The sequence below is a fragment of the Type-A symbiont of Plautia stali genome (assembly GCF_059731155.1).
Map to the genome: position 1 here is coordinate 3,514,154 of NZ_AP035891.1, position 25,827 is coordinate 3,539,980.

Consider the following 25,827-nt stretch of genomic DNA (forward strand, 5'->3'; position numbering starts at 1 on the left):
CAAACACCGCTCCCCGCCAGCTGGCAGGGAGCGGCTGATCAGGAAAAACGCTTACTCGGCGTCAGGCGTAGTCACCGCAGCGGTTTCTTCTGCTGGCTTCTGCTCTGTCGCTTCTTTGATGCTGAGACGAACGCGGCCCTGACGATCCACTTCCATCACTTTAACTGGCACTTCCTGACCCATCTGCAGGTAATCGGTCACTTTCTCTACGCGCTTGTCGGCGATCTGAGAAATGTGTACCAGACCTTCTTTACCGCCGCCGATCGCCACGAAGGCACCGAAATCAACGATACGGGTCACTTTACCGGAGTAGATACGGCCCACTTCGATCTCAGCGGTGATCTCTTCGATGCGGCGAATCGCTTCTTTGGCTTTCAGGCCGTCGGTCGCTGCGATCTTCACGGTGCCATCATCTTCGATTTCGATGGTGGTGCCGGTCTCTTCGGTCAGCGCACGGATAACTGAACCGCCTTTACCGATGACGTCTTTAATCTTGTCTGTGTTGATCTTGATGGTATAGATGCGCGGCGCGAACTCGGAGATCTCCTGACGCGGTGTGCTGATCGCCTGTTCCATCACGCTCAGGATGTGCAGACGCGCACCCTTGGCCTGGTTCAGTGCCACCTGCATGATTTCGCGGGTGATACCTTCAATTTTGATGTCCATCTGCAGCGCGGTAATACCTTCACGGCTACCGGCTACTTTGAAGTCCATATCGCCGAGGTGATCTTCGTCGCCGAGGATGTCAGACAGCACCACGAACTTCTCGTCTTCTTTCACCAGACCCATCGCGATACCGGCAACGGCCGCTTTGATCGGTACGCCAGCGTCCATCAGTGCCAGTGATGCACCGCACACGGAAGCCATAGAAGAAGAACCGTTCGATTCGGTGATTTCAGACACGACGCGTACGGTGTACGGGAACGCATCCTGTTTTGGCATCACTGCCAGCACGCCACGCTTCGCCAGACGGCCGTGACCAATTTCACGACGCTTCGGTGAGCCAACCATACCGGTTTCGCCCACGGAGAACGGAGGGAAGTTGTAGTGGAACAGGAAGCTGTCAGTACGCTCGCCCATCAGCTCATCGAGATTCTGTGCGTCACGCGCGGTACCGAGGGTGGCAGCGACCAGCGCCTGCGTTTCACCACGGGTAAACAGCGCAGAACCGTGGGTACGCGGCAGTACGCCAGTGCGCACGTCCAGACCACGGATCATATCTTTTTCACGGCCATCGATACGCGGTTCGCCGTTCAGGATACGGGTACGCACCACGTTCTTTTCCAGGCTGTGTACGATGTCACCGATTTCGGCGTCATCCAGCGTTTCGTCTTCAGCCAGCAGTGCGGCGATGGTTTCGTCTTTGATGACGCCAACCTGCGCATAGCGCTCCTGCTTGTCAGTGATGCGGTAAGCATCGCTGATGCGCGCTTCGGCCAGGGCGGCAACGCGTGCGATCAGCGCATCGTTCGCCGGCTCTGGCTGCCAGTCCCAGCGTGGTTTGCCCGCTTCGGCCACCAGCGCATTGATGTTTTCAATCACAACCTGCTGCTGGTCGTGGCCGAACACCACAGCACCCAGCATCTGGTCTTCGGTCAGGATGTCCGCTTCAGATTCCACTATCAGCACTGCATTCTGCGTACCGGCAACCACCAGATCCAGACGAGACTGTTTGATCTCATCCGCGGTTGGGTTCAGCACGTACTGATCGTTGATGTAACCGACGCGTGCAGCACCGATTGGGCCGTTGAACGGAATGCCAGACAGTGACAGCGCAGCAGAAGCACCGATCATCGCAACGATGTCCGGGTTAACCTGCGGGTTCACGGATACGACAGTCGTGATAACCTGCACTTCGTTAACAAAACCTTCCGGGAACAGCGGACGCACCGGGCGGTCAATCAGACGCGCAATCAGGGTTTCGCCTTCGCTTGGACGGCCTTCACGACGGAAGAAGCTGCCCGGAATACGGCCAGCGGCGTAAGTACGCTCTTGGTAGTTCACCGTCAGAGGGAAGAAGTCCTGACCGGCTTTGGCTTTTTTCTGGCCCACGACGGTAACGAATACCGCGGTGTCGTCCATGCTTACCATTACTGCTGCGGTGGCCTGGCGCGCCATCATGCCGGTTTCCAGCGTGACGGTATGCTGACCATACTGGAACTTGCGTACGATCGGGTTCAGCAAAATTTAAGTCCTTAAATTCGTGGCAAAGCCTGCTCGGCCCGCCGGGGATTACCGCTCTTTAGTTGCATCCTCGCGACTAATGACAACCCTTAACCGCCCCTGCGGTAAAGCCTCTCATTAGCCGCGCGAACCTCTGCAAGCAAAGATCACTCTCAGCAACAATACATGAGTTTGGTCCGGATTGCTGCCGATTGCTCGAAAAAAGGGGCCATAAAGGCCCCTTTTTCGCGAAACTCGCACAAATCTGATCGCCAGATGCGGTTTTTTGCATACTGCATGCGCTACATCGTTGATCAGATTCTTCAGACTTAGCGACGCAGACCCAGGCTTTCGATCAGGCTGGTGTAACGTGCAACGTCTTTACGCTTCAGGTAGTCCAGCAGCTTACGACGCTGGGATACCATGCGCAGCAGACCGCGACGGCTGTGGTGGTCTTTCTTGTGCTCAGAGAAGTGACCCTGCAGGTGGTTAATCTGAGCAGTCAGCAGAGCAACCTGAACTTCAGTTGAACCGCTGTCGTTAGCGCCACGACCGTATTTAGCAACGATCTCTGCTTTAGCTTCTACGCTTAGAGACATAATAAACTCCAGTAAAAAGGAATGTATGGGTGCCGATCTCTAATTCAGCAGCCCGCTTCTAAAGCTGCGCTATTCTACTCTTCGCCCGGTAGCAACGCAAATGCGCTGTAACGGCCAGCGGTAATACGCGGTCAGTCGGCAAACTCCACCACCAGACGACGCGGTGCCACGCGACCATCGTCGGCAATTTCCGCCATGCCGATAAATTTCTGCTGCTCACCTTCGGTCACCCGCACCAGGCCGCTGGCCGGCGCGTTTTCCGCCTGTACCGGCATGCCCTGTTTGAACCAAGCCGCGACCGGCGTGGGCAGATTGACCGCTGGAAAATCTTCCGCCGGGCTGTCCATCGGCAACAGCAACGCGTCCAGCGGTGCGTAATCCGGCGTTTCCGCCGCATTAACCTGCGCCGCCAGCGCCTGCAGCTGTTCCAGTGTCATCATGCGCGCAATCGGGTAGCGCGCCACCTGCAGACGGCGCAGCATGATCACGTGTGCGCCGCAGCCGAGCTTCTCACCTAAATCGTCAATGATGGTGCGAATGTAGGTGCCTTTGGAAACATGAATTTCCAGCTCCAGCTCGTCGCCCTGCCAGCGAATAAACTGCAGTTCAAACACGGTAATCGGTCGCGCTTCACGCGGCACGGTGACGCCTTCGCGCGCATATTCGTACAGCTTGCGGCCCTGATACTTGAGCGCCGAGAACATGGTTGGCACCTGCAGCGTCTCGCCGCGAAAGCTGTCCAGCGCGGCGTCCAGCTCCGCCTGGCTGAAGGTCACCGGCCGCGTTTCGACGATATTGCCGTCCGCATCGGAGGTATCGGTGCGCTGGCCCAGACGGGCAATCACGCGGTAACGCTTGTCCGAATCCAGCAGATAGCGGGAAAACTTGGTGGCTTCGCCGAGGCAAATCGGCAGCATACCGGTGGCCAGCGGATCGAGCGCGCCGGTATGGCCCGCCTTGTTAGCATTAAACAGGCGTTTTACTTTTTGCAGCACATCGTTAGAGGATGCGCCCTGGTGTTTATCCAGCAGGAAAACACCGTGGACATCGCGACCACGGCGACGAGGACGACTCATCAGTCCTCCTTGTCGTCTTCCGCCGGGCTTTCACCACGTCGCTCAGCATCGTTTCTGATCACGTCAGAGACCAGATTCGACATGCGCATCCCTTCAATCAGCGAGTTATCGTAGAAGAAGGTCAGCTCCGGCACGATGCGCAGACGCATCGCTTTACCGAGCAGAATACGGATGTAGCCAGACGCTTCTTTCAGCGCTTTAAGGCCGTTTTTCACCGCTTCTTCATCCTGGTCGTTCAGGAAGGTCACGAACACTTTGGCATACGCCAGATCGCGTGACACCTCAACGCCAGACACGGTGACCATCATACCCAGACGCGGGTCTTTGATTTCGCGCTGCAGGATGATCGCAATCTCTTTCTGCAGCTCCTGCGCCACGCGCTGTGGGCGACCAAACTCTTTCGCCATACTATTTCTCCCAAATTGCATCACATCGACCAGCAATTACTCGATGGTGCGTTTAACTTCAATCACTTCGAACACTTCGATCATATCGCCAACGCGAACGTCGTTGTAGTTCTTCACGCCGATACCACACTCCATGCCGTTACGCACTTCGTTGACGTCATCTTTGAAGCGACGCAGAGATTCCAGCTCGCCTTCGTAGATAACCACGTTGTCGCGCAGTACGCGGATCGGGTTGTGACGTTTGATGTTGCCTTCGGTGACCATACAGCCGGCAATCGCGCCAAATTTCGGTGACTTGAACACGTCACGGACTTCGGCCAGACCGATAATCTGCTGTTTGAACTCCGGTGCCAGCATGCCGCTCATGGCAGCTTTCACTTCGTCAATCAGGTTATAGATGACGGAGTAGTAGCGCAGGTCAACGTTTTCAGCGTCAATCACGCGACGTGCAGAGGCATCAGCACGCACGTTGAAGCCGAGGATGATCGCGTTGGACGCAGCGGCCAGGGTGGCGTCGGTTTCGGTGATACCGCCCACGCCAGAACCAATAATCTTCACATTCACTTCGTCGGTGGAAAGTTTCAGCAGCGAGTCGGAGATCGCTTCCACAGAACCCTGTACGTCGGACTTCAGGACGATGTTCAACTCGGACACTTCGCCTTCGGTCATGTTGGCAAACATGTTTTCCAGCTTGGACTTCTGCTGACGCGCCAGTTTGACTTCGCGGAATTTGCCCTGACGATACAGTGCCACTTCACGCGCTTTCTTCTCGTCACGCACGACGGTCGCTTCGTCACCCGCTGCCGGCACACCGGACAGACCGAGGATTTCCACTGGAATCGATGGACCCGCTTCCAGCACTTCGCGACCCAGTTCGTCACGCATCGCACGCACACGGCCGTATTCGAAGCCGCACAGTACGATATCGCCCTTGTTCAGCGTACCTTCACGCACCAGCACGGTCGCTACCGGACCACGACCTTTGTCGAGGAACGATTCGATCACCACGCCGCTCGCCATACCCTGACGAATCGCAGTCAGCTCCAGTACTTCCGCCTGCAGCAGAATCGCGTTCAGCAGGTCATCGATGCCGGTACCGGCTTTCGCCGAGACGTTAACGAACATGTTCTCGCCGCCCCACTCTTCCGGAATGATACCGTACTGGGTCAGCTCGTTCTTCACGCGATCTGGATCGGCTTCTGGCTTGTCGATCTTGTTCACCGCCACGACCACCGGCACACCGGCCGCTTTCGCGTGCTGGATAGCTTCGACGGTCTGCGGCATCACGCCATCGTCAGCCGCCACCACCAGGATAACGATATCCGTGGCCTGCGCACCACGTGCACGCATCGCGGTAAACGCGGCGTGTCCCGGGGTGTCGAGGAAGGTGATCATGCCGTTATCGGTTTCAACGTGATATGCACCGATGTGCTGGGTAATCCCGCCCGCTTCGCCGGAGGCGACTTTGGTGGAGCGGATGTAGTCCAGCAGCGAAGTTTTACCGTGATCAACGTGACCCATGATGGTCACGACCGGCGCACGGCTTTCCTGCGCAGCATCGGTATCACGATCGTCCATTACCGCTTCTTCCAGTTCGTTCTCGCGGCGCAGGATCACTTTGTGACCCATCTCTTCTGCCACCAGCTGTGCGGTTTCCTGGTCGATAACCTGGTTGATGGTTGCCATGGCACCCATCTTTATCATCGCTTTAATAACCAGTGAGCCTTTCACCGCCATTTTGTTGGCCAGTTCGGCAACGGTGATGGTTTCGCCAATGATGACGTCACGGTTCACCGCCTGAGCAGGTTTGTTGAAGCCCTGCTGCAGCGTGCTTGGTTTACGATGTTTGCCACCTTTACCGCCGCGTACCTGTGCACGCGCTTCTTCACGGTCAGTTTTGGCTTCAGAGTGCTTGTTGCCTTTTTTGGCCGGACGCGCTGCCTTGGTGGTGCGGGTGCGACCACGACCGCCTTCGACTTCGCGATCGTTTTCGTCTTCTGCCTGACGGGCATGAGTTGAAGTCGTGACGTGGTAGTCGCCCTTATCTTCTTCCTCTGGTTTTTCCCATTCAGCGGCTTTCTCTTCGGCCAGACGACGGGCTTCTTCCGCCGCGCGGCGCGCATTCTCTTCCAGCTTACGGCGCGCTTCTTCTTCCGCTTTACGCTTCAGTTCGGCGGCTTCAGCTTCACGACGGGCTTTGTCAGATTGCGCAGCCTTGGTCATTTCGTCGGTAGGTTGATTAGTCACTTTCTCATTTTCCGCTGCTTCACGCTTAGCCTTGTCAGCGGCTTCGCGCTTGGCTTTCTCTTCGGCTTCACGTTGAGCTTTTTGTTCAGCCTCGCGACGCGCCTGCTCTTCCGCTTCACGCTGCGCCTCGGCTTCTGCTTCCGCCTGAGCTTGCTCAGCGTCGGCATCACCTTTCACGTATGTGCGCTTTTTGCGGACTTCGATTTGCACCGACTTACTTTTACCCCCGGTGCCTGGAATATTCAAGGTGCTGCGCGTTTTGCGCTGCAACGTCAGTTTGCCTGAACCGGTCTGACCGTGCTCACGATTCAGGTGGGACAGTAAGGTCTCTTTCTCTTGCTGGGATACGGTGTCGTTTTCAGACTTACGGATCCCTGCATCAGCAAATTGCTGTACCAGGCGATCGACCGGAGTCTGAATTTCGGCGGCCAGCGATTTTACGGTTACATCTGTCATGCTGTTCCTTCCTGTTATTACGCGTCATCGCCGAACCAGCAGATATTACGTGCAACCATAATCAGCGCACCGGCTTTCTCATCATCCAGCCCTTCAATATCTGTCAGATCGTCAACACCTTGCTCAGCGAGATCTTCCAGCGTGCAAACGCCTTTTGACGCCAGGCGATACGCCAGCGCACGATCCAGGCCTTCAAGATTCAGCAGGTCCTCAGCAGGTTCCTGATTACCAAGGCTCTCTTCTTTCGCTAATGCCAGGGTGGTTAACGCATTTTTTGCTCGTTCACGCAGGGCTTCAATGGTCTCTTCGTCGAGGCCGTCGATTTCCAGCAGCTCGTTGATTGGCACGTAAGCCAATTCTTCCAGCGAAGAGAAGCCCTCTTCCACCAGAACGGTGGCGAACTCTTCGTCGATGTCGAGATGTTTAGTGAACATATCGATCGCTGCATGGGCTTCGGCCTGATGCTTCGCCTGCAGATCATCGACGGTCATCACGTTCAGCTCCCAGCTGCTCAGCTGGGATGCCAGACGCACGTTTTGGCCATTACGGCCAATCGCCTGAGCCAAATTGCCGGCTTCAACAGCGATATCCATGGTGTGATTGTCTTCATCCACCACAATTGACGCCACATCGGCAGGTGCCATGGCGTTAATCACGAACTGTGCCGGGTTGTCGTCCCACAGCACGATATCAATACGCTCACCGCCCAGCTCGCTGGACACCGCCTGCACGCGCGCACCGCGCATACCCACGCAGGCACCGACCGGATCGATACGTTTGTCGTTAGTTTTTACCGCAATTTTGGCGCGTGAACCCGGATCGCGCGCTGCCGCTTTGATCTCGATAACTTCTTCGCCAATCTCCGGCACTTCAATGCGGAACAGTTCGATCAGCATCTCCGGTTTGGAGCGGGTAACGAACAGTTGCGCACCACGCGCTTCCGGACGCACGGCATACAGCACGCCGCGAATACGGTCACCCGGGCGGAAGTTTTCACGCGGCAGCATGTCTTCACGTACAATCACCGCTTCGGCGTTATTGCCGAGATCCAGTGAAATATTGTCGCGATTCACTTTCTTCACCACGCCGGTGATGATTTCGCCTTCCTGCTCGCGGAACTGATCGACCACCATCGCGCGCTCGGCTTCACGCACTTTCTGGACGATAACCTGTTTCGCGGTCTGCGTGGTGATACGGTCGAAGGTGACAGATTCGATCTGATCTTCAACATAATCGCCCAGATTGAAGGCTTCATCTTCAAAGCGTGCTGCTTCCAGCGTGGTCTCGCGCGTTGGCTGCGTGACTTCTTCTACAACCACCCAGCGACGGAAGGTGTCGAAATCGCCGCTGCGACGGTCAATGCTGACGCGCACGTCGATTTCCTGCTCATACTTCTTCCTGGTCGCAGTGGCCAAAGCGCTCTCCAGCGCTTCGAAGATTTTCTCACGCGGCAAGGCTTTTTCGTTAGAAACTGCTTCTACTACAGCTAAGATCTCTTTGTTCATCCTGGTTAGCCTCAATCCGGACTTTTAAAAGTGGGGGACCAGGTTCGCTTTCTGAATGTTGCTCAGCGCGAACACTTCATCGTTACCCTCAACGGTTACCGTGATCATCTCGCCTTCGACAGACTTGATGATGCCCTGCCATTTACGGCGGTTCTGCACGGCCATACGCAGTACCAGGCTCACCTCTTCGCCGGCGAAGCGCGCATAGTGCTCCGCGGTAAACAGAGGGCGATCGAAACCCGGTGAGGAAACTTCAAGGTTGTAAGCCACCGTAATAGGATCTTCCACATCCATTACAGCGCTGACTTGGTGGCTAACATCGGCGCAATCATCAACATTGATACCCTCTTCACTATCAATATAGATGCGCAAGGTTGATGTGCGACCACGAATGAACTCGATACCGACCAATTCGTAGCCAAGCGCTTCTACCGGAGCAGAGATCAACTCTGTCAACTTTTGCTCTAATGTGGACAAGCCCACCCCCAAGACATAAAAAAAGGGCCTAAAGCCCAGTGTTACGATTTCCTGATAACAAAAAACCCCGAAAATTCGGGGCTTTTTGTGACTGGACCCTGTATGCCGCGATGCGGCTTCGGCACACCATCCAGCAGAATTTTTTTCAAAACTGACTGCGGATGCGTCCGTCGATGCATACAGTATATTTGAAAAAGAACTCTAAGCGAAAGTGGTTGCGGGGGTCGGATTTGAACCGACGACCTTCGGGTTATGAGCCCGACGAGCTACCAAGCTGCTCCACCCCGCGTCCGAAAACGTGGCTAATATTACGCCGATCTTGCGAAAAATGCAAGTTATACTGAGATTTGGTACCGAGGACGGGACTTGAACCCGTAAGCCCAATCGGGCACTACCACCTCAAGGTAGCGTGTCTACCGATTCCACCACCTCGGCACTTCACTGACTGCGACGATACGATGTCGCTTTAGCGCTGACGATCTTACTGCGGGATATCATTGCCCGGCGTGGCCGGTTTAGCTGGCTGAGTCTGCTGTTGAGACTGAGCCGGCGCGCTGAGGTTTTCCCACTCGCTTCCTTTGGAAGTCTTGTTACTGTTCAGATTGCCCAGAATCAGACTGATAATGAAGAACAGCGTAGCCAGTACCGCGGTCATGCGAGTCATAAAGTTACCAGACCCGGTTGAACCGAACAGCGTACCAGAAGCGCCTGCACCGAATGAGGCTCCCATATCAGCGCCTTTGCCTTGCTGCAGCATGATCAGACCAACGAGGCCAATCGCTACAATAAGGAAAACAACCAACAGAGCTTCGTACATAATCAACCTGTTTCCTTGCGCGTTATCCGCACAGTTAAAGCTTCAACCAATATTGACGGGGAGTTTCGTCATCACCCATCAGAAGCGGGTGTGAATACTAACCAAAGGCGCATACCTCTGCAAGCGCAATTTACACGAAGTTTCACGATTGCGGAAAAAAGCGCCATCCCGGTGATTTTACAGGCGGAAAGCAGCAAACTGACCGCCCGTAACGCGGTTAAACTGCTTTTACCGCATCGGCAATTTTGTGCGCCAGCTCGGTCACCTGCGCCTCATCCTCGCCTTCCACCATCACGCGAATCAGCGGCTCGGTGCCGGATTTACGCAACAGCACACGCCCGCGCCCGGCCAGCGTTTTTTCCACCTCTGCGGCAGCCGCTTTGACGCTGTCGCTCTCCAGCGGATCGTGGCTCCCGCTGAAACGCACATTGACCAGCACCTGTGGCAGCATCTTCATGCCGCTGCACAGATCGTGCAGACTAATGTGGTTGCGCACAATCGCAGTGAGTACTTGCAAACTTGCTACGATGCCGTCACCGGTGCTGATTTTATCCAGCAGGATCACATGGCCGGAGTTCTCCGCGCCCATGCGCCAGCCCTTCTCCTGCATTTTTTCCAGCACATAGCGGTCGCCCACTTTGGCGCGGGTAAACGGAATCCCCAACTGTTTCAGCGCCAGCTCCAGCCCCATGTTGCTCATCAGCGTGCCGACCACGCCGCCACGCAACTGGCCCTGACGCAGCGCTTCACGCGCGATAATGTAGAGAATCTGGTCGCCATCCACCTTCTGTCCAAGGTGATCCACCATCATGATGCGGTCGCCGTCGCCGTCATAGGCCAGGCCGAGATCCGCTTTTTCATCCAGCACGCGCTGCTGCAGCTGACGCATATCGGTAGCGCCGCACTCTTTGTTGATGTTCATGCCGTCCGGCTGCACGCCAATCGCAATCACCTTCGCGCCCAGTTCACGCAGCACATTCGGCGCGATGTGATAGGTCGCGCCGTTGGCACAGTCCACCACGATCTTCAGCCCGTTCAGGCTCAACTCGCTGGGAAAAGTGCCTTTGCAGAACTCGATGTAGCGCCCGGCGGCATCGACGATGCGGCTAGCGCGACCCAGCCCAGCGGACTCGACACAGGTCAGCGGCTTCTCCAGCTCCAGTTCAATGGCGGCTTCGACGTCGTCCGGCAGTTTGGTGCCTTCGGCAGAGAAGAATTTGATGCCGTTGTCGTCAAACGGGTTGTGCGACGCGGAGATCACGATGCCCGCCTCGGCGCGGAAGGTGCGCGTCAGGTAGGCAATGGCCGGCGTGGGCATCGGGCCGGTGAAAGCAGCAGACAGCCCGGCAGCCGCCAGACCGGCCTCCAGCGCCGATTCCAGCATGTAGCCGGAAATACGTGTATCTTTACCAATCAATACTTTGCGCGAGCCGGAACGGGCCAGCACTTTGCCGGCAGCAAAACCCAGCTTCAACACAAAGTCCGGGGTAATGGGCGCTTCACCCACTTTGCCGCGAATCCCATCCGTACCGAAATATTTACGATCGCTCATGCCTTTATCCTTTTGCTCTCCGTGTCGCCTCGACGATGCGCATCGCTTCGACAGTTTCTTTAACGTCATGCACGCGAATAATCTGCGCGCCCTGCATAGCGGCGATCACCGCACAGCTCAGGCTGCCGGTCAGGCGCTGTGCCGGGCCGACGTTTAACAGCTGGCCAATCATTGACTTACGCGACATGCCCACCAGCAGCGGCAGACCGTGATGGTGAAAATCACTGAGATGCGCCAGCAGCTCATAATTGTGGCTGAGATTCTTACCGAAACCGAAGCCCGGGTCGAGCAGCAGACGCTCTTTTTTAATGCCGGCCGCTTCACAGCGGGCAATCTGCGCAGCGAAGTAAGCGTCCACTTCGCTTACGATGTGCTGATATTCCGGTGCCTGCTGCATGGTGCGCGGTTCGCCCTGCATGTGCATCAGGCATACCGGCAGACCGGTATCTGCGGCGGCCTGCAGTGCACCCGGTTCCGACAGCGAGCGGATATCGTTAATGATGTGAGCGCCCACTCGCGCGGCTTCGCGGGTCACTTCTGCTTTTGACGTATCCACCGAAATCCACACTTCAAAGTGCTGCGCAATGGCTTCCACCACCGGAATCACCCGCGCCAGTTCCTCTTCAACTGAGACTTCATCGGCACCGGGACGCGTTGATTCGCCGCCCACATCGATAATCGTGGCACCGGCATTCACCATCTCGTTGGTGTGCGTGAGCGCATCCACCAGCGTGTTGTGCGTTCCGCCATCAGAAAAGGAGTCCGGCGTGACATTTAAAATTCCCATCACATGGGGAAACGACAGATCGAGATGAGTATCACGGGCGTACAACTTCATGGCGAAAATCTCCCTGAGGAATCACTGGATTGTAGAATGTAAAAAACCCCGGACCAGCCGGGGTTTTTGCTAAGGAACAGGCCTGTTACTTGTCGAACTGTTCTGACATGGTGTTGCCTGGGTTTGGCGTACGCGGTTCATCAACCGGACGTGGCGCCTTAGGCGTACCGTTGCTGTCAGAGTTGTTGCTGCCTGGATCTTCCCAGCCTGCTGGCGGACGCACTTCCCGACGCGCCATCAGGTCGTCGATCTGCGGTGCATCGATGGTTTCATACTTCATCAGCGCGTCTTTCATCGCGTGAAGGATGTCCATATTCTCACCCAGAATACGGCGTGCACGCTGGTAGTTGCTGTCGATCAGGTGCTTAACTTCTTGGTCGATAATGCGCGCCGTTTCGTCCGACATGTGTTTGGCTTTCGCCACTGAACGGCCGAGGAACACTTCACCGTCCTCTTCCGCATACAGCAGCGGACCGAGTTTTTCCGAGAAGCCCCACTGCGTCACCATGTTGCGCGCTAGGTTGGTCGCCACTTTGATGTCGTTTGAAGCACCGGTGGAAACGTGTTCTGCCCCGTAGATGATCTCTTCTGCCAGACGACCGCCGTACAGCGTTGAAATCTGGCTCTCCAGCTTCTGACGGCTGGCGCTGATAGCGTCGCCTTCAGGCAGGAAGAAGGTCACACCCAGCGCACGGCCGCGCGGGATAATCGTCACTTTATGCACCGGATCGTGTTCCGGCACCAAGCGACCAATAATCGCATGGCCCGCTTCGTGATACGCGGTGGATTCTTTCTGCGCTTCCGTCATCACCATGGAGCGACGTTCCGCACCCATCATGATTTTGTCTTTCGCTTTCTCGAACTCGACCATCGACACCACGCGCTTGTTGCCACGCGCAGCGAACAGCGCCGCTTCATTGACCAGGTTCGCCAGATCCGCACCGGAGAAGCCCGGCGTACCACGTGCGATAATCGCTGCATCAATGTCGGTTGCCAGCGGCACGCGACGCATATGCACTTTCAGAATCTGTTCACGGCCGCGCACGTCTGGCAGACCCACCACCACTTGGCGGTCAAAACGGCCTGGACGCAGCAGCGCCGGGTCCAGCACGTCCGGACGGTTAGTCGCGGCGATGACGATGATGCCTTCATTCCCTTCGAAGCCATCCATCTCAACCAGCATCTGGTTTAGCGTCTGCTCACGTTCGTCGTGACCACCGCCTAAACCGGCACCACGCTGACGACCCACCGCATCGATCTCATCAATAAAGATGATGCACGGTGCCGCTTTCTTCGCCTGCTCAAACATGTCGCGCACACGTGATGCACCGACACCCACGAACATTTCCACGAAGTCAGAACCGGAAATCGTAAAGAACGGCACTTTCGCTTCGCCGGCGATCGCTTTCGCCAGCAGCGTTTTACCGGTACCCGGAGGGCCCACCATCAGCACGCCTTTCGGGATTTTACCGCCCAGCTTCTGGAAGCGGCTCGGCTCACGCAGGTATTCCACCAGCTCACCCACCTCTTCTTTTGCTTCGTCGCAACCCGCAACGTCAGCAAAGGTGGTTTTGATCTGGTCTTCGGTCAGCATACGGGCTTTGCTCTTGCCGAAGGACATCGCGCCCTTGCCGCCGCCCTGCATCTGCCGCATAAAGAAGATCCACACGCCAATCAGTAGCAGCATCGGGAACCAGGAGATGAAGATGGAAGCCAGCAGGCTCGGCTCTTCCGGTGGTTCACCCACAACTTTGACGTTTTTGGTCAACAAGTTATCGAGTAACTTGGGATCGTTGACAGGAATGTAGGTCGTGTATTTATTATTGTCTTTTTTGGTTACGTTGATCTCACGCCCGTTAATACGTGCCTCGCGGACCTGATCCTGGTTCACTTCCGACAGGAAGGTTGAATAATCAACCCTACGGCCATTCGACTCGCTGGGCCCAAAGCTCTGGAATACTGACATCAGCACGACCGCGATGACTAACCAGAGAATCAGGTTTTTCGCCATGTCACTCAAGGGATTAACCTCATATTACAACGGTGTTAACAGACAGCGTAGGGTACTATATATCCTTCATACTTGGAATCGCGGCGCTGATGATTTTGCCTGTTTAGCCTGAAACTCAGAATTACGCATCAGAGTAAACGCCGTTTCGCCTTGCTTTGATTCCAGTATGGAGGGCTACAGTTTGCGCCCTGTCGCCACAATGTACACTTCGCGCGAACGTGATCGCGAAGCGTCCGGCTTACGAATTTTCACTTTCGTAAACAGGGAGCGAATTTCCCGCAGGTATTCATCGAAGCCATCTCCCTGAAACACTTTCACTACAAAACTGCCGCCAGGTGCCAGTACATCCCGACACATTTCTAACGCCAGTTCAACTAAATACATGGAACGCGGGATATCGACCGCAGGCGTACCGCTCATGTTCGGCGCCATGTCCGACATCACCACCTGGACTTTCTGATCGCCCACGCGCTCCAGTAACGCTTTCAACACCGCTTCGTCGCGAAAATCGCCCTGCAGGAAGTCAACGCCGCCGATGGGATCAATCGGCAGCAGATCGCAGGCAATAATACGGCCACCCGAACCAATCTGTTGTACCACATATTGCGACCAGCCGCCGGGCGCTGCGCCCAAGTCAACCACGGTCATACCGGGTTTGAACAGCTTGTCACCCTGCTGAATTTCATCCAGTTTAAACCAAGCGCGCGAGCGCAACCCTTTTTTCTGTGCCTGTTGCACATATTTATCGCTAAAGTGTTCCTGAAGCCAGCGACTGGAACTGGCCGAACGCTTTTTACCCGTCATAATATTTCCAGTTAAATCGTCATCGTAGCGATAAATCAGCACGCAATGGGTCGCGTTGATTTGGCGATATACCCGAGATGGCGGTAGAATGAACCGTTTTCAATCCCTGAGTAAGCAAAAAATACGATGAATCTGAGTACCAAACAAAAACAGCACCTGAAAGGCCTTGCCCATCCACTGAAGCCAGTGGTCATGCTGGGCGGCAATGGCCTGACTGAAGGCGTGCTCGCCGAGATCGAACAGGCGCTCGAACATCACGAATTGATCAAGGTAAAAATTGCCTCGGAAGATCGTGAAACCAAGCAGCTGATCGTTGACGCTATCGTGCGTGAAACTAAGGCAAACAACGTTCAGGTCATCGGCAACGTGCTGGTGCTGTATCGCCCTGCTAAAGAGCGCAAAATTACTCTGCCACGTTAAGCGTACCGTTACGGCTAGTCCAACGGGCAGAGAAAGTGCCATGCTCCTGCATGGGATAAAAGGCCGCAGCGCGGCCTTTTTCCTTTCTTTACAATATGCAGCTACGCATTTCAAATGCGTAGCAATATCTTAGATGTATTCCACTTTCAGCACTTCATATTCCACATCGCCGCTTGGGGTTTTGACAATAGCCACGTCATCGGCCTCTTTGCCCATCAGACCGCGCGCCATCGGCGAATTCACGGAAATCAGGTTCTGTTTAAAGTCCGCTTCGTCGTCACCGACAATCCGGTAAGTAAACTCTTCATCGGTATCGACATTCAGCACGGTGACGGTGGCGCCAAAAATCACGCGGCCGGTTTTCGGCATGGCGGTCACGTCAATCACCTGAGCATTGGAGAGCTTGGCTTCGATCTCCTGAATACGCCCTTCGCAGAATCCCTGTTCTTCACGCGCGGCATGGTATTCGGCATTCTCTTTCAGATCGCCGAGCTCACGGGCTTCGGCGATAGAGGCGATGATGCGCGGACGCTTAACGGTTTTCAGTTCGTTCAGCTCTTCACGCAGCTTCTCAGCGCCTTTCAACGTCATCGGAATCTGATTCATTTTGGCTCCTCGTCATCTATCCTGGTTAACGGCGTCATCCTGACCGGTGACAGCAGAAGATCGGCTTCTGCGGCGCGTAACCTCTTTTCACAAGCAAAAAAATCCTGACCCGGAAAGCTTTCCGGGTCAGGTATCGGTTTTGCATTTTGATACGTATTTTACCCCAGAGTTCCCTGTGGGTCATTGTTTACTTTGCACCGTCCGGGAACACATAGTATTGACGCCTTCACCCGTCAGTTACCGCGAGATTATGCGATTTTCACAACTTGTTACCGGATTAACTTGTGCGTTTATGCTGCAGGCACAAGCAGCACCCGTTGAAGAATACATGCAGTATTTGCCAGACGGCGCAAACCTAGCGCTGATGGTACAAAAAGTGGGCGCATCCACCCCGACAATCGACTATCACGGCAAACAGATGGCGTTGCCGGCCAGTACCATGAAAGTGATCACCGCGCTGGCGGCACTGCTGGAGCTGGGCCCGGACTTCCGTTTTCAGACCACGCTGGAGACCAAAGGCGCGGTCAGCGATGGCACCTTAAACGGCGACCTGGTGGCGCGCTTTGCCGGCGATCCGACGTTCAGCCGCCAGGATCTGCGCAATATGGTGGCGGCGCTGAAAAAGCAGGGCATCAACCATATCAAAGGCAACCTGGTGATCGACACCTCGGTGTTCGCCAGTCACGATATGGCGCCAGGCTGGCCGTGTAACGATTTGACGCAGTGCTTCAGCGCCCCGCCGGGGGCCGCGATTGTTGATAAAAACTGCTTCTCAGTTTCGCTCTACAGTGCCAATACGCCCGGCGAAAACGCCTTTGTGCGCATCGCGTCTTACTATCCGGCGCACATGTTCAGCCAGGTGCGCACGCTCGGACGCAACAGCGGTGACGGGCAGTATTGCGAGCTCGACGTGGTGCCCGGCGAGCTTAATAGCTACACGCTGACCGGCTGTATGCGCTAGCGTGCGGAACCGCGGCCATTTAGTGCGCCAGACGCAGGTGACTTCACCGGGCACGGTGCTGGCCTCGACGCAGTCCGCACCGCTGCACAACCTGCTGCACACCATGCTGAAAAAGTCAGACAACATGATCGCCGATACCGTGTTCCGCACCATCGGCCATCACTACTTTAACGTGCCGGGCACCTTCCGCGCAGGTTCGGATACTGTCAGGCGTGTGCTGCGCGAAAAAGCCGGCGTCGACCTCGGCAACAGCATTTAGGTGGATGGTTCCGGCCTGTCGCGTCACGACCTGATCGCGCCGGATACCATGATGCAGGTGCTGCAGTTCATCGCCAAAAATGACGCCACGCTGAATTATATTTCGATGCTGCCGCTGGCGGGTTATGACGGCACGCTGCAGTATCGCGGCGGTCTGCACGAAGCGGGACTGGATGGCAAAGTGTCGGCAAAAACCGGTTTGCTGCAGGGCGTCTATAATCTGGCTGGGTTCATCACCACGTCGAGCGGTGCGCGCGTGGCCTTTGTCCAGTTCCTCTCTAGCTATGCGGTACCGCCGGAAGACCAGAAAACGCGGCGGATTCCGCTGGTGCGCTTTGAGAGCCGCCTCTATACCGACATTAACAAGAACAACTAATGAAACTGTTGATCGTTGAAGATGATGCGTTATTATAATCAGGCTTGGCGTAGGCGCTGAACAGCGAGGGCTATGCCGTGAATTGCGCTGGCAGCGCGGCGGAAAGCAACGCCCTGCTGCGCAGCAGCCAGTACAGCCTGATCGTGCTGGATCTCGGCCTGCCGGATCGCGATGGCGCCACGCTGCTGCGCCAGTGGCGACGCGACGGCATCGCGGTGCCGGTGCTGATCCTGACCGCGCGCGATGCGCTGGAGGATCGCGTTGACGGGCTGGACGCCGGTGCCGATGATTACCTGGTCAAGCCGTTTGCGCTGGCAGAACTGCAGGCGCGGGTGCGCGCGCTGATCCGCCGCTATCAGGGGCACAGCGACAACCTGCTGCAGCAGGGCGATCTGACGCTCAATCTCAGCTCACAGCAGGTACTGCTGGAGAATCTGCCGCTGGAGATCACCCCCAAAGAGTTTGCCCTGCTCACCCGCCTGCTGATACGCGTGGGTCAGAATGTGCATCGCGAAACGCTGCAGCAGGATCTCTACAGCTGGAACGACGATCCCAGCTCCAACACCTTAGAAGTCCACATTCATAATCTGCGCCGCAAGCTGGGGAAAGATCGCATCAAAACCGTGCGCGGCGTTGGCTACCGGCTGGAACTGCGCGAATGAACAGCATGCGTCAGCGGTTACTGCTCATGCTGGCGCTGATTCTCTTCACCTGCTAGGTGATGAGCGCCATCTGGCTGTGGCACGAAAGCCGCGAACAGATCAGTTTCCTGGTCAATGAAACCCTGTCGGCCCAGGCGCGTAACGATCGCGTGGAGAATGAGATCCGTGAGGCCATCGCCTCGCTGTTGCTGCCTTCGCTGGTGATGGTAAGCCTGACGCTGCTGCTGTCGTTCTGGGCCATCAACTGGATTATCCGTCCGCTCAAATCGTTACAGGACAGCCTTGCCCACCGCTCTGCCGACAACCTGACGCCGCTGCCGATTTACTCTGAGATGGATGAGATCGTTGCGGTCACCTCCGCCATCAACCAGCTGTTTTCGCGTCTCGACCACACGCTGCAGCAGGAGCGATTATTTACCGCCGACGCCGCGCACAAGCTGCGTACGCCGCTGGCCGGGCTGCGCCTGCATCTTGAACTTCTGCATCAGCAGCAGGTGCCGCAAAGCGCCATGCTGATTGAGCGTATCGACCAGTTGATGCACACCGTCGAACAGCTGCTGATGCTGTCGCGCGCCGGTCAGGCGCTGGCGGGCGGCCACTATCAGCAGCTACAGTGGCAGCGTGACATCATGCAGCCGCTGATGCCGGAGATGGCTGAACTGTATGCCCAGCGTCAGCAGACGCTGCACTGGCCAGACGGCGACGATGTGCCGCAGCAGGGTGAAGCGGTGCTGCTGCGCCTGATGCTGCGCAATTTGCTGGAGAACGCATCGCGCTACAGTCCGGAAGGCAGCCGCATGCAGGTGAAGCTGCGTCAGGTACAACAGCAGGTCTGGGTTGAAGTGTGGGATCAGGGGCCGGGTATTGATGCCGATGCGGCAGAAGAGCTGACGCAGGCGTTCCGGCGGCGCGATCAACGCTATGGCGGCAGCGGCCTGGGCCTGAACATTGTGCTGCGTATTGTGCAGATGCATCGCGGCAGGCTGGAACAGGTGAACCGCGAAGACAGCAGCGGACTGATTGCCCGCTGCTGTTTGCCGACGCAACTGATTGGCTGAACGCCGTCAGAAGTGGGTGTTGAGGCTCATATAGTAAGTACGGCCTGATTCGTTATAGGTATTGGCACCGGCACCGTAGAGATAAGCGCCGGTAGTGGCGTTACCGGTGGTTTGCGCATTGCCCTCACGGAAGTGGCGCTTATCGAACAGGTTATCGATGCCCAGCGTCACGCTGGCGTACTTATTGATATCGTAAGTACCGCTCAGGCCGACAATGGAGTACGGGCTCACTTTGTCGGTGGCGCTGCCGGTCACCGGCTGTCCTTTGTAGTCGTACTTCTTCGGCGTCTGGGTGCCGTACCACGTCAGGGTGGTTTGCAGCGACAGATCCTGCGTTGCCTGCCAGCTCAGCGTCGAGTTCAGCGTATACTCCGGAATGATCGACAGACGATCGCCGGTCTCCTTGTTCTTGCTCTGCAATATGTAGGTGAAGTTGTTATTCCACATCACGCTGTCTGAGAAGGGAACATTGACCGTGCCTTCCAGCCCTTCCACCACCGCTTTCGGCACGTTCTCCCAGCGATAAATATCCGTGGTGCCGTTAGAGGCTTTACCTGAAGGCGCATAGCCGGCTTCAATTTTGTTGCGATAGTCGTTACGGAACCAGGTCAGACCGGCCCTAATAACCTTCATGCTTCCACTCCAGCCCAACTTCTTTATTGATGCTGTTTTCCGCTTTCAGATCCGGATTACCCTGCAGATAGCAGGCGCCGGTGCTGGCGGCGCAACCCTGGCCGTTGCTGTACAGCAGGTAGTTCGGGTTCGTCTGGTACAGACTCGGCGCTTTGTAGGCCCGGCCAATACCCATCTTCAGCGTGAAGTCATCGCCCAGCCCCTGTGACAGGTTAAGCGACGGGCTCCAGTTGTTGCCAACGATGGAGTGATGATCGAAGCGCAGCGCCGGCGTCAGCATGGTGCTGTCGGTCAGCTCCATGTTGTCTTGGGCAAACAGGGAGAAAATCTCCGCTTGGGCATAAGGACTGCGGCCGGTGCTGGCGATGCCTGGCACAGCACCGTTGCTGGCAGCCTGGGTGGTCGACGAAGGATCCTTCATGCGCTGCTGGTTCCACTCGGTGCCCAGCGTCGCGGTCTGATTGACGCCCAGCTCAAACGGCAGGCTGATTTCACTGTGCAGCAGCACATCGTCCAGCTGGATGGTATTGAAACCGCTGTTGGAGAAGATCCCTTCCGTACCGCCCGCCAGACCTTCATTAAATGCGCGTATTGCGGGTTTTTTCGTAGCGCGCCCAGCTGCTGGTGCTGACGCCGTTATCCCACGCGCCGGTCCATTTCAGTGAAATATTCTGGCGATACAGACGGTTAGTTTCATCGCCGTACAGGCTTTTCACCAGCGCGTTAGTGTTGGTGTTCTGCGTATCGCCCGCGTACAGGTTGCCCTGACGACTGTAACCGGCCTGCAGCTCCAGCGTCTGCATGGGCGCAAACGCCCAGCTCAGCAACGCATTGATGTCTTTGTTTACCGAGCCTTCGCGGCCTGCCGGGTAGCTGCCGGCATAGCTGCCGGTGCGCGCTGCCGCATGTCCTTCATTGATGTCGTACGCGTCGGCCTAGGTTTTGGCTAAGCCGCCATACAGCCGGAAGTTGAAGTCGTCGCCCAGCGGCCCTTCAAGGCTGAAGTTGGTGCGTTTGGTCGCCCCTTCCGATTTGTGTTTCGGCGCGTTGAAGTAGGTGTTCCACGAACCGTGCCACTGCTGATCGCTGTACTTTTTGGTGATGATGTTCACCACACCGCCCGCCGCGCCGTTACCGTAGCGCACCGCAGCCGGCCCGCGAATCACGTCGATGTGATCAATCATCTCCAGCGGCACCCAGTTGGTATCGCCGCGCGTGTCACGCTCACCGCGCCAGCCAAGACGCACCGAGTTACGGCTGGTGATCGGCATGCCGTCCACCATGATCAGGGTATTTTTTGGTCCCATGCCGCGAATATCGATCTGACGGTTGTTACCGCGCTGGCCGCTGGTCGAGTTACCGGTCAGGTTAACCCCCGGCATGGTACGGATAATTTCTGATACATCGCGCGCCGGCGGATGCTTTTTGATCTCATCGGCGGTGATGGTGGAAACCCTCGGTGCCTGCAGCGTCTGCTGCTGAGCCGTCACAATTAAGGTGCCACCGTCCATCGCGCTGGCGTCGGGAGAAGAGGCGTTGCTGGAAGTCGTCTTGCTGGAAGTCTCTGCTGCCCAGGCGCTGCCGGAGAGCAGTAAGGCGCTGAGCCCCAGTTCGATCAAAATAGCGAAGGTTAACCGCGAGTAATGCTTCATTTTTTCATTCCTGGAAGGCCAGTTCTGCGCCACAGCGGAGTGACTGGCGAGCCGGTGAGAAGATCCCTGTCTTTATCGCGCAGCCGTTCACACCTGGCTGAGGAAAATTGGTGCAAAAAGGCGAAACAATGAACAAACCCTCTCACTTTATCGATCTCTCACTGCTGAAAACCCACGCGGCGTTTCGCGCGGTGTTTATTGCGCGTTTTATCTCGATTGTGGCGCTCGGCATGCTGGCCGTTGCCGTGCCGGTGCAGATTCAGCAGATGACCCATTCCCCGCTGCTGGTGGGCCTCGCCGTCACACTGTCCGCCGCCGGCATGTTTACTGTACTGCTGACCGGCGGCGTGCTCGCCGATCGCTATGAGCGTAAAAAGCTGATCCTGTTTGCCCGCACCACCTGCGGGCTGGGCTTTGTCGCGCTGGCGATAAATGCCGCGCTGCCCGCGCCTTCGCTGCTGGCGGTCTATCTGCTTGGCTTGTGGGACGGCTTTTTTGGCGCGATTGGCGTTACGGCGCTGCTGGCCGCTACGCCGGCGCTGGTAGGGCGCGAAAACATTATGCAGGCCGGCGCGATCACCATGCTGACGGTGCGCTTCGGCTCGATTTTATCGCCTGCGATTGCTGGTGTGGTGATCGCGCACGGCGGCGTGCTGTGGAATTACGGACTGACCGCCTTCGGCACGCTGCTGACGCTGCTGAAGCTGCCCCCGCCCCCACAGCCGCGCGAGCATCCGCTGCGGGCGCTGGCAACCGGCGTACTGTACCCGGCGCTGGCACCGCACTGGTCAGTCAGCACCGACCAGCTCGGTATGCTGTACGTCGCCGTGCCGCTCGGCGCCGCCGTGGGTGCGTTTACCAGCGGCAGGCTGAAACAGGCGGCGCGCCCGGGGCGGCTGGTGCTGGGCAGCGCCGTGGCCGGTTTCGTCGCCTTGGGCCTGTTCAGCCTGTGCCGCTGTGGCTGGCGCTGCTTTGTCTGGCGGGCTTCGGCTATTTCAGCGCCATCAACAGCCTGGTGCAGTACGCGATGATTCAGCTGCTGACGCCGGATCATCTGCTGGGCCGCATCAACAGCCTGTGGACGGCGCAGAACGTGTGCGGCGATGCCCTCGGCGCAGCACTGATTGGTGCCCTCGGTTCGTGGCTGTTACCGGCGCAGGCTGCCGCGGCGTTTGGCTTTGCCGCGACACTGCTTGGCGTCATGATGTGGCTGGTGATGAAAGGATTGCGGCGCTATCAGGCGCCCGCGCCCGTGCTGGCGCAGCAAACATCATGATTTGACGAACAGCTGTTGCAGACGCGTCAGCAGATTGCTGGCCCTGTAGTAATCAAGGCGGAAGGTGTCGATACCCAGCGCATAGACCTGCTTATCGCGCACCGCCGCGTTTTGCGCCAGGAACGGGTTGCTCAGCACTGACTGCGCGGTTTTGTCATCGCCGGCAAACAGCAGGAAGCTGTGACCGGTCAGGCTGGCGGCGAGATTCTCGCCCGAGAGCTGAATAATGTCTTTGCGCTGGCCCATGCTGTGCCCCTGTTGCGTGTCAGCCGGCGGCTGCGCCAGGGTAAAACCGAGCTGCTGCAGCAGTTTGCCCTGCGCCGATGCGGCGGTCCACAGGTTGACCGCCCGGCCATCACCGTTCCATACCATTGCGGAGACCGGCTGCGGCGGCAGCGTAATTGCCTGCTTCAGCGCCGCTTCACGATCGTCGAACTCTTTAACGCGCTGCGCCGCCTGCGCTTCATGGCCGGTGGCCTGCCCCAGCAGCCTAACAACATCCTGCCAGCTCTTATCATCGTAGTTGACCACCAGCGTGGGTGCAATGGCGGACAGCTGACTGACCAGCTTCAGGGCGGAGTCATTACCGGTGGCGCTGACGATGATCAGATCCGGGGCTTGCGCCGCAATCGCCTCGGCGCTCGGCTCACCAATATACAGGCGCTTAACGTGGCGCTGCTTTGCCACCTCGCCCCACTGACGGAAGAAGCCCTGATCGTCGGCCAGGCGGCTTTTCGGTGCGGTCGCGCCCGAGGCGATTACCGGCGCGTTAATCGCCAGCAGTGAGCCGGTCAGCGTGACGCTGGTGGAGACAATGCGCTTTGGTGCCTGGTTAAGCGTTACCGTTCCGGTCGCGCCCTGTACGCTGCGCGGCCAGCCTTGGTCGGCATGCGCCGGTCCTGACAGCGACTGGAAAATGAACAACAGGACAGCCATGCCCCATAAACCGCATTTATTCATAAGTTTTGATCCACCTTTTAGCTTAATGCTTGGCCCGGCGTCAGCCGCCGCTTACGTCTGACAGCACGGTAAATCCCGCGAATGGATTGACTCTTTGCCCCTTTCGACGTAAGTTACAGATCCATAATAAAAATGATAATCATTCTTAATAATCTTATCATTTATAGGTGAAAATTATGGTGGAAAGCTCCACGTTTGAAAATGCCTAGCTGAAGGATTTTTCTGCGCTGTGCCGCGGCTTCCTTTTCACCTCGCCATGGCGCAGCCTAGCCACCCAGGGCTGCTATACCACGATCAACACGCCGGTGGGCGATGCCGCGCTGCTGCAGCGCGTGATCGCGCAAAATCCCAATAGCTACCATTTCCATCTGCCGCTGGCGGAAGGGGGGCGCACTAGTGGGCGCCAGCCCGGAACTGATGCTGCGCAAACAGGGGCGCGATTTCTCCTCCTGCCCGCTGGCCGGCATATCTGGCCGCGCGCTACCGCGAAAAAGGCTACTGGATCGACGTGCCGCTGACCGACATCATCGACCGCCATCGCGAAAACGACGCCATCGCCGTGATCGACGGCCCTCTGCAGCTCAGCTACCGCCAGCTGGCGCAGCGCAGTGATAATCTGGCGACGGCGCTGCAGCGGCGCGGTTTACAGCGCGGTGACACGACCCTGATGCAGCTCGGCAACGTGGCGGACTTTTACGTTGCGCTGTTTGCCCTGTTTAAGCTGGGCGTGGTCCCGGTGTACGCGCTGTTCAGCCATCAGCGCACTGAACTGCTGGCCTATGCGCAGCAGATTGCACCGAAACGGCTGATCGCCGATTGCCAGCGACGACTTCATCGCCACTCTGTGCGAGGCGCAGCCCACGCTGCAGCAGGTGATCCTGCGTAACGACGCGCAGGCGGAAAATACGCTGGCGTCGCTGCAGGATGAAGCGGCTGGCGATTTTGTCGCGACACCGACGGCCGCCGATGAAGTGGCGTTTTTCCAGCTCTCCGGCGGCAGCACCGGCACGCCGAAGCTGATTCCGCGCCCCCACAACGACTACTACTACAGCATCCGCGCCAGCGACGAGATTTGTCACATCAACGCCGACACGCGCTATCTGATCGCCCTGCCCGCGCCGCATAACTTCGCCATGAGTTCCCTCGGTTAGCTCGGGGTGTTCTATGCCGGCGGCTAGGTGATTCTCGCCGCGGATCCCAGCGCCACGCTCTGCTTCCCGCTGATTGAGCAGCACCAGGTGACCGATACCGGACTGGTGCCGCCGGCGGTCAGCCTGTGGTTGCAGGCGATTCAGGAGTGGGGTAGCAACACAGCGCTGGCCTCGCTGCAGCGCATTCAGGTAGGCGGGGCCAAACTGGGCGAAACGCTGGCCGCACGCATTCAGCGTGAAATCGGCTGCCAGCTGCAGCAGGTGTTTGGCATGGCGGAAGGGCGGGTTAACTACACGCGCTTCGGCGATGACGAGAAAACCATTCTGACTACCCAGGGGCGTCCGATTTCGGAAGATGACGAAGTGTGGGTGGCCGACGAGAACGGCAATCCGCTGCCGCTAGGCTAGGTGGGTCGCCTGATGACGCGCGGCCCTTACACTTTCCGGGGCTACTACAACAGCCCGGAGCACAATGCTGCCAGCTTCGACGCCAACGGTTTTTACTGCTCGGGCGATCTGATTGAGATCAACGCTCAGGGTTACATCACCGTACAGGGACGCGAAAAGGATCAGATCAACCGCGGCGGCGAGAAGATCGCGGCCGAAGAGATTGAAAACCTGCTGCTGCGCCACCCGGATGTGATGCACGACGAGCTGATGGGTGAAAAGAGCTGTGCCTTCATTGTGGCGCGCCAGCCAGTGAAACCGGTCGCGCTGCGCCGCCATCTGCGCGAGCTGGGCATTGCCGAATTCAAACTTCCCGACCGCATTACCTGCGTCGACGCCCTGCCGCTTACCCCGGTGGGCAAAGTGGATAAAAAACGTTTACGCCAACAGCTTGCTGAGCAGACGCAAGCCTGAT

General features: G+C 57.3%; 17 protein-coding genes, 2 tRNA genes and 4 pseudogenes. 6 read left to right on the forward strand and 17 right to left on the reverse strand.

What is annotated here, in order from left to right; genetic code table 11:
- Positions 1-51: 51 nt before the first annotated feature.
- The 14 genes from pnp to rlmE form a co-directional block, all read right to left on the reverse strand.
- Positions 52-2,184 carry a polyribonucleotide nucleotidyltransferase gene (pnp, locus tag AC6I8M_RS18795; RefSeq protein WP_010615980.1) on the reverse strand — a complete coding sequence of 711 codons (2,133 nt, stop codon included), beginning with the start codon at positions 2,182-2,184 and terminating at the stop codon, positions 52-54.
- Positions 2,185-2,492: 308 nt separating this feature from the next.
- On the reverse strand, positions 2,493-2,762 hold the full coding sequence (gene rpsO / locus AC6I8M_RS18800) for a 30S ribosomal protein S15 (protein ID WP_010615981.1): 270 nt from the start codon (positions 2,760-2,762) through the stop codon (positions 2,493-2,495).
- 131 nt (positions 2,763-2,893) lie between these two features.
- Complete coding sequence (gene truB, locus AC6I8M_RS18805) at positions 2,894-3,838, reverse strand: tRNA pseudouridine(55) synthase TruB (protein WP_010615982.1); 945 nt, start codon at positions 3,836-3,838, stop codon at positions 2,894-2,896.
- On the reverse strand, positions 3,838-4,245 hold the full coding sequence (rbfA, locus tag AC6I8M_RS18810; RefSeq protein WP_010615983.1) for a 30S ribosome-binding factor RbfA: 408 nt from the start codon (positions 4,243-4,245) through the stop codon (positions 3,838-3,840). The genes truB and rbfA overlap by 1 nt, the downstream gene beginning before the upstream one ends.
- 36 nt (positions 4,246-4,281) lie before the next feature.
- Entirely contained in the window at positions 4,282-6,948 is a 2,667-nt protein-coding gene (gene infB, locus AC6I8M_RS18815; protein WP_058948744.1) for a translation initiation factor IF-2, read from the reverse strand.
- A gap of 17 nt (positions 6,949-6,965) precedes the next feature.
- Positions 6,966-8,453 carry a transcription termination factor NusA gene (gene nusA / locus AC6I8M_RS18820; protein ID WP_498013564.1) on the reverse strand — a complete coding sequence of 496 codons (1,488 nt, stop codon included), beginning with the start codon at positions 8,451-8,453 and terminating at the stop codon, positions 6,966-6,968.
- A 24-nt stretch (positions 8,454-8,477) separates the two neighbouring features.
- The gene (gene rimP, locus AC6I8M_RS18825) at positions 8,478-8,930 is read right to left on the reverse strand and encodes a ribosome maturation factor RimP (protein WP_010615985.1); all 453 of its coding nucleotides are present in this window, start codon (positions 8,928-8,930) and stop codon (positions 8,478-8,480) included.
- Between the two features lie 212 nt (positions 8,931-9,142).
- Positions 9,143-9,219: transfer RNA gene (locus AC6I8M_RS18830), tRNA-Met, on the reverse strand.
- Between the two features lie 59 nt (positions 9,220-9,278).
- Positions 9,279-9,365: transfer RNA gene (locus tag AC6I8M_RS18835), tRNA-Leu, on the reverse strand.
- Positions 9,366-9,411: 46 nt separating this feature from the next.
- Entirely contained in the window at positions 9,412-9,747 is a 336-nt protein-coding gene (gene secG, locus AC6I8M_RS18840) for a preprotein translocase subunit SecG (protein WP_010617340.1), read from the reverse strand.
- A gap of 217 nt (positions 9,748-9,964) precedes the next feature.
- Positions 9,965-11,299 (reverse strand): phosphoglucosamine mutase, encoded by a 1,335-nt coding sequence (gene glmM, locus AC6I8M_RS18845; RefSeq protein WP_010617341.1) that lies wholly within the window; start codon positions 11,297-11,299, stop codon positions 9,965-9,967.
- A gap of 4 nt (positions 11,300-11,303) precedes the next feature.
- The gene (gene folP / locus AC6I8M_RS18850) at positions 11,304-12,137 is read right to left on the reverse strand and encodes a dihydropteroate synthase (protein WP_010617342.1); all 834 of its coding nucleotides are present in this window, start codon (positions 12,135-12,137) and stop codon (positions 11,304-11,306) included.
- A gap of 85 nt (positions 12,138-12,222) precedes the next feature.
- Positions 12,223-14,148 carry an ATP-dependent zinc metalloprotease FtsH gene (ftsH, locus tag AC6I8M_RS18855; RefSeq protein ID WP_010617343.1) on the reverse strand — a complete coding sequence of 642 codons (1,926 nt, stop codon included), beginning with the start codon at positions 14,146-14,148 and terminating at the stop codon, positions 12,223-12,225.
- 174 nt (positions 14,149-14,322) lie between these two features.
- Positions 14,323-14,952, reverse strand: coding sequence for a 23S rRNA (uridine(2552)-2'-O)-methyltransferase RlmE (gene rlmE / locus AC6I8M_RS18860; protein WP_010617344.1), 630 nt, complete (start codon positions 14,950-14,952; stop codon positions 14,323-14,325).
- Positions 14,953-15,078: 126 nt separating this feature from the next.
- Between rlmE and yhbY the strand changes: the two genes are divergently transcribed.
- Positions 15,079-15,372 carry a ribosome assembly RNA-binding protein YhbY gene (yhbY, locus tag AC6I8M_RS18865; RefSeq protein ID WP_010617345.1) on the forward strand — a complete coding sequence of 98 codons (294 nt, stop codon included), beginning with the start codon at positions 15,079-15,081 and terminating at the stop codon, positions 15,370-15,372.
- A 129-nt stretch (positions 15,373-15,501) separates the two neighbouring features.
- On the opposite strand, the gene greA is transcribed toward yhbY, so the two are convergent.
- Positions 15,502-15,978, reverse strand: a complete 477-nt coding sequence (gene greA / locus AC6I8M_RS18870) for a transcription elongation factor GreA (RefSeq protein WP_010617346.1) — start codon at positions 15,976-15,978, stop codon at positions 15,502-15,504.
- Between the two features lie 250 nt (positions 15,979-16,228).
- Here greA and dacB point away from each other — a divergent pair.
- The 3 genes and pseudogenes from dacB (at position 16,229) to pmrB (ending at position 19,293) form a co-directional block, all read left to right on the forward strand.
- A pseudogene (dacB, locus tag AC6I8M_RS18875) lies at positions 16,229-17,573 on the forward strand (D-alanyl-D-alanine carboxypeptidase/D-alanyl-D-alanine endopeptidase).
- Positions 17,574-17,629: 56 nt separating this feature from the next.
- A complete protein-coding gene (gene pmrA, locus AC6I8M_RS18880; protein WP_318285071.1) occupies positions 17,630-18,235 on the forward strand; it encodes a two-component system response regulator PmrA in 606 nt (201 codons plus the stop codon).
- 56 nt (positions 18,236-18,291) lie between these two features.
- Complete coding sequence (gene pmrB / locus AC6I8M_RS18885) at positions 18,292-19,293, forward strand: two-component system sensor histidine kinase PmrB (protein WP_010617349.1); 1,002 nt, start codon at positions 18,292-18,294, stop codon at positions 19,291-19,293.
- 6 nt (positions 19,294-19,299) lie between these two features.
- Here the strand turns inward: pmrB and AC6I8M_RS18890 are convergent.
- Positions 19,300-21,578, reverse strand: a pseudogene (locus AC6I8M_RS18890) (TonB-dependent siderophore receptor).
- A 128-nt stretch (positions 21,579-21,706) separates the two neighbouring features.
- On the opposite strand from AC6I8M_RS18890, the pseudogene entS reads away from it, so the two are divergent.
- Positions 21,707-22,854: pseudogene (gene entS, locus AC6I8M_RS18895) on the forward strand (enterobactin transporter EntS).
- Here the strand turns inward: entS and fepB are convergent.
- Positions 22,849-23,814, reverse strand: a complete 966-nt coding sequence (gene fepB / locus AC6I8M_RS18900) for a Fe2+-enterobactin ABC transporter substrate-binding protein (protein WP_010617350.1) — start codon at positions 23,812-23,814, stop codon at positions 22,849-22,851. The pseudogene entS and the gene fepB sit on opposite strands and share 6 nt — an antisense overlap.
- A gap of 439 nt (positions 23,815-24,253) precedes the next feature.
- On the opposite strand from fepB, the pseudogene AC6I8M_RS18905 reads away from it, so the two are divergent.
- Positions 24,254-25,826, forward strand: a pseudogene (locus AC6I8M_RS18905) ((2,3-dihydroxybenzoyl)adenylate synthase).
- The last annotated feature ends 1 nt before the right edge of the window (position 25,827 follow it).

What these genes read in the sequence shown, in the direction of transcription:
- rpsO (WP_010615981.1), bottom strand. Translation starts at nt 2,762, where the DNA reads ATGTCTCTAAGCGTAGAAGCTAAAGCAGAGATCGTTGCTAAATACGGT.
- truB (WP_010615982.1), bottom strand. Translation starts at nt 3,838, where the DNA reads ATGAGTCGTCCTCGTCGCCGTGGTCGCGATGTCCACGGTGTTTTCCTG.
- rbfA (WP_010615983.1), bottom strand. Translation starts at nt 4,245, where the DNA reads ATGGCGAAAGAGTTTGGTCGCCCACAGCGCGTGGCGCAGGAGCTGCAG.
- infB (WP_058948744.1), bottom strand. Translation starts at nt 6,948, where the DNA reads ATGACAGATGTAACCGTAAAATCGCTGGCCGCCGAAATTCAGACTCCG.
- nusA (WP_498013564.1), bottom strand. Translation starts at nt 8,453, where the DNA reads ATGAACAAAGAGATCTTAGCTGTAGTAGAAGCAGTTTCTAACGAAAAA.
- secG (WP_010617340.1), bottom strand. Translation starts at nt 9,747, where the DNA reads ATGTACGAAGCTCTGTTGGTTGTTTTCCTTATTGTAGCGATTGGCCTC.
- glmM (WP_010617341.1), bottom strand. Translation starts at nt 11,299, where the DNA reads ATGAGCGATCGTAAATATTTCGGTACGGATGGGATTCGCGGCAAAGTG.
- folP (WP_010617342.1), bottom strand. Translation starts at nt 12,137, where the DNA reads ATGAAGTTGTACGCCCGTGATACTCATCTCGATCTGTCGTTTCCCCAT.
- ftsH (WP_010617343.1), bottom strand. Translation starts at nt 14,148, where the DNA reads ATGGCGAAAAACCTGATTCTCTGGTTAGTCATCGCGGTCGTGCTGATG.
- rlmE (WP_010617344.1), bottom strand. Translation starts at nt 14,952, where the DNA reads ATGACGGGTAAAAAGCGTTCGGCCAGTTCCAGTCGCTGGCTTCAGGAA.
- yhbY (WP_010617345.1), top strand. Translation starts at nt 15,079, where the DNA reads ATGAATCTGAGTACCAAACAAAAACAGCACCTGAAAGGCCTTGCCCAT.
- greA (WP_010617346.1), bottom strand. Translation starts at nt 15,978, where the DNA reads ATGAATCAGATTCCGATGACGTTGAAAGGCGCTGAGAAGCTGCGTGAA.
- fepB (WP_010617350.1), bottom strand. Translation starts at nt 23,814, where the DNA reads ATGAATAAATGCGGTTTATGGGGCATGGCTGTCCTGTTGTTCATTTTC.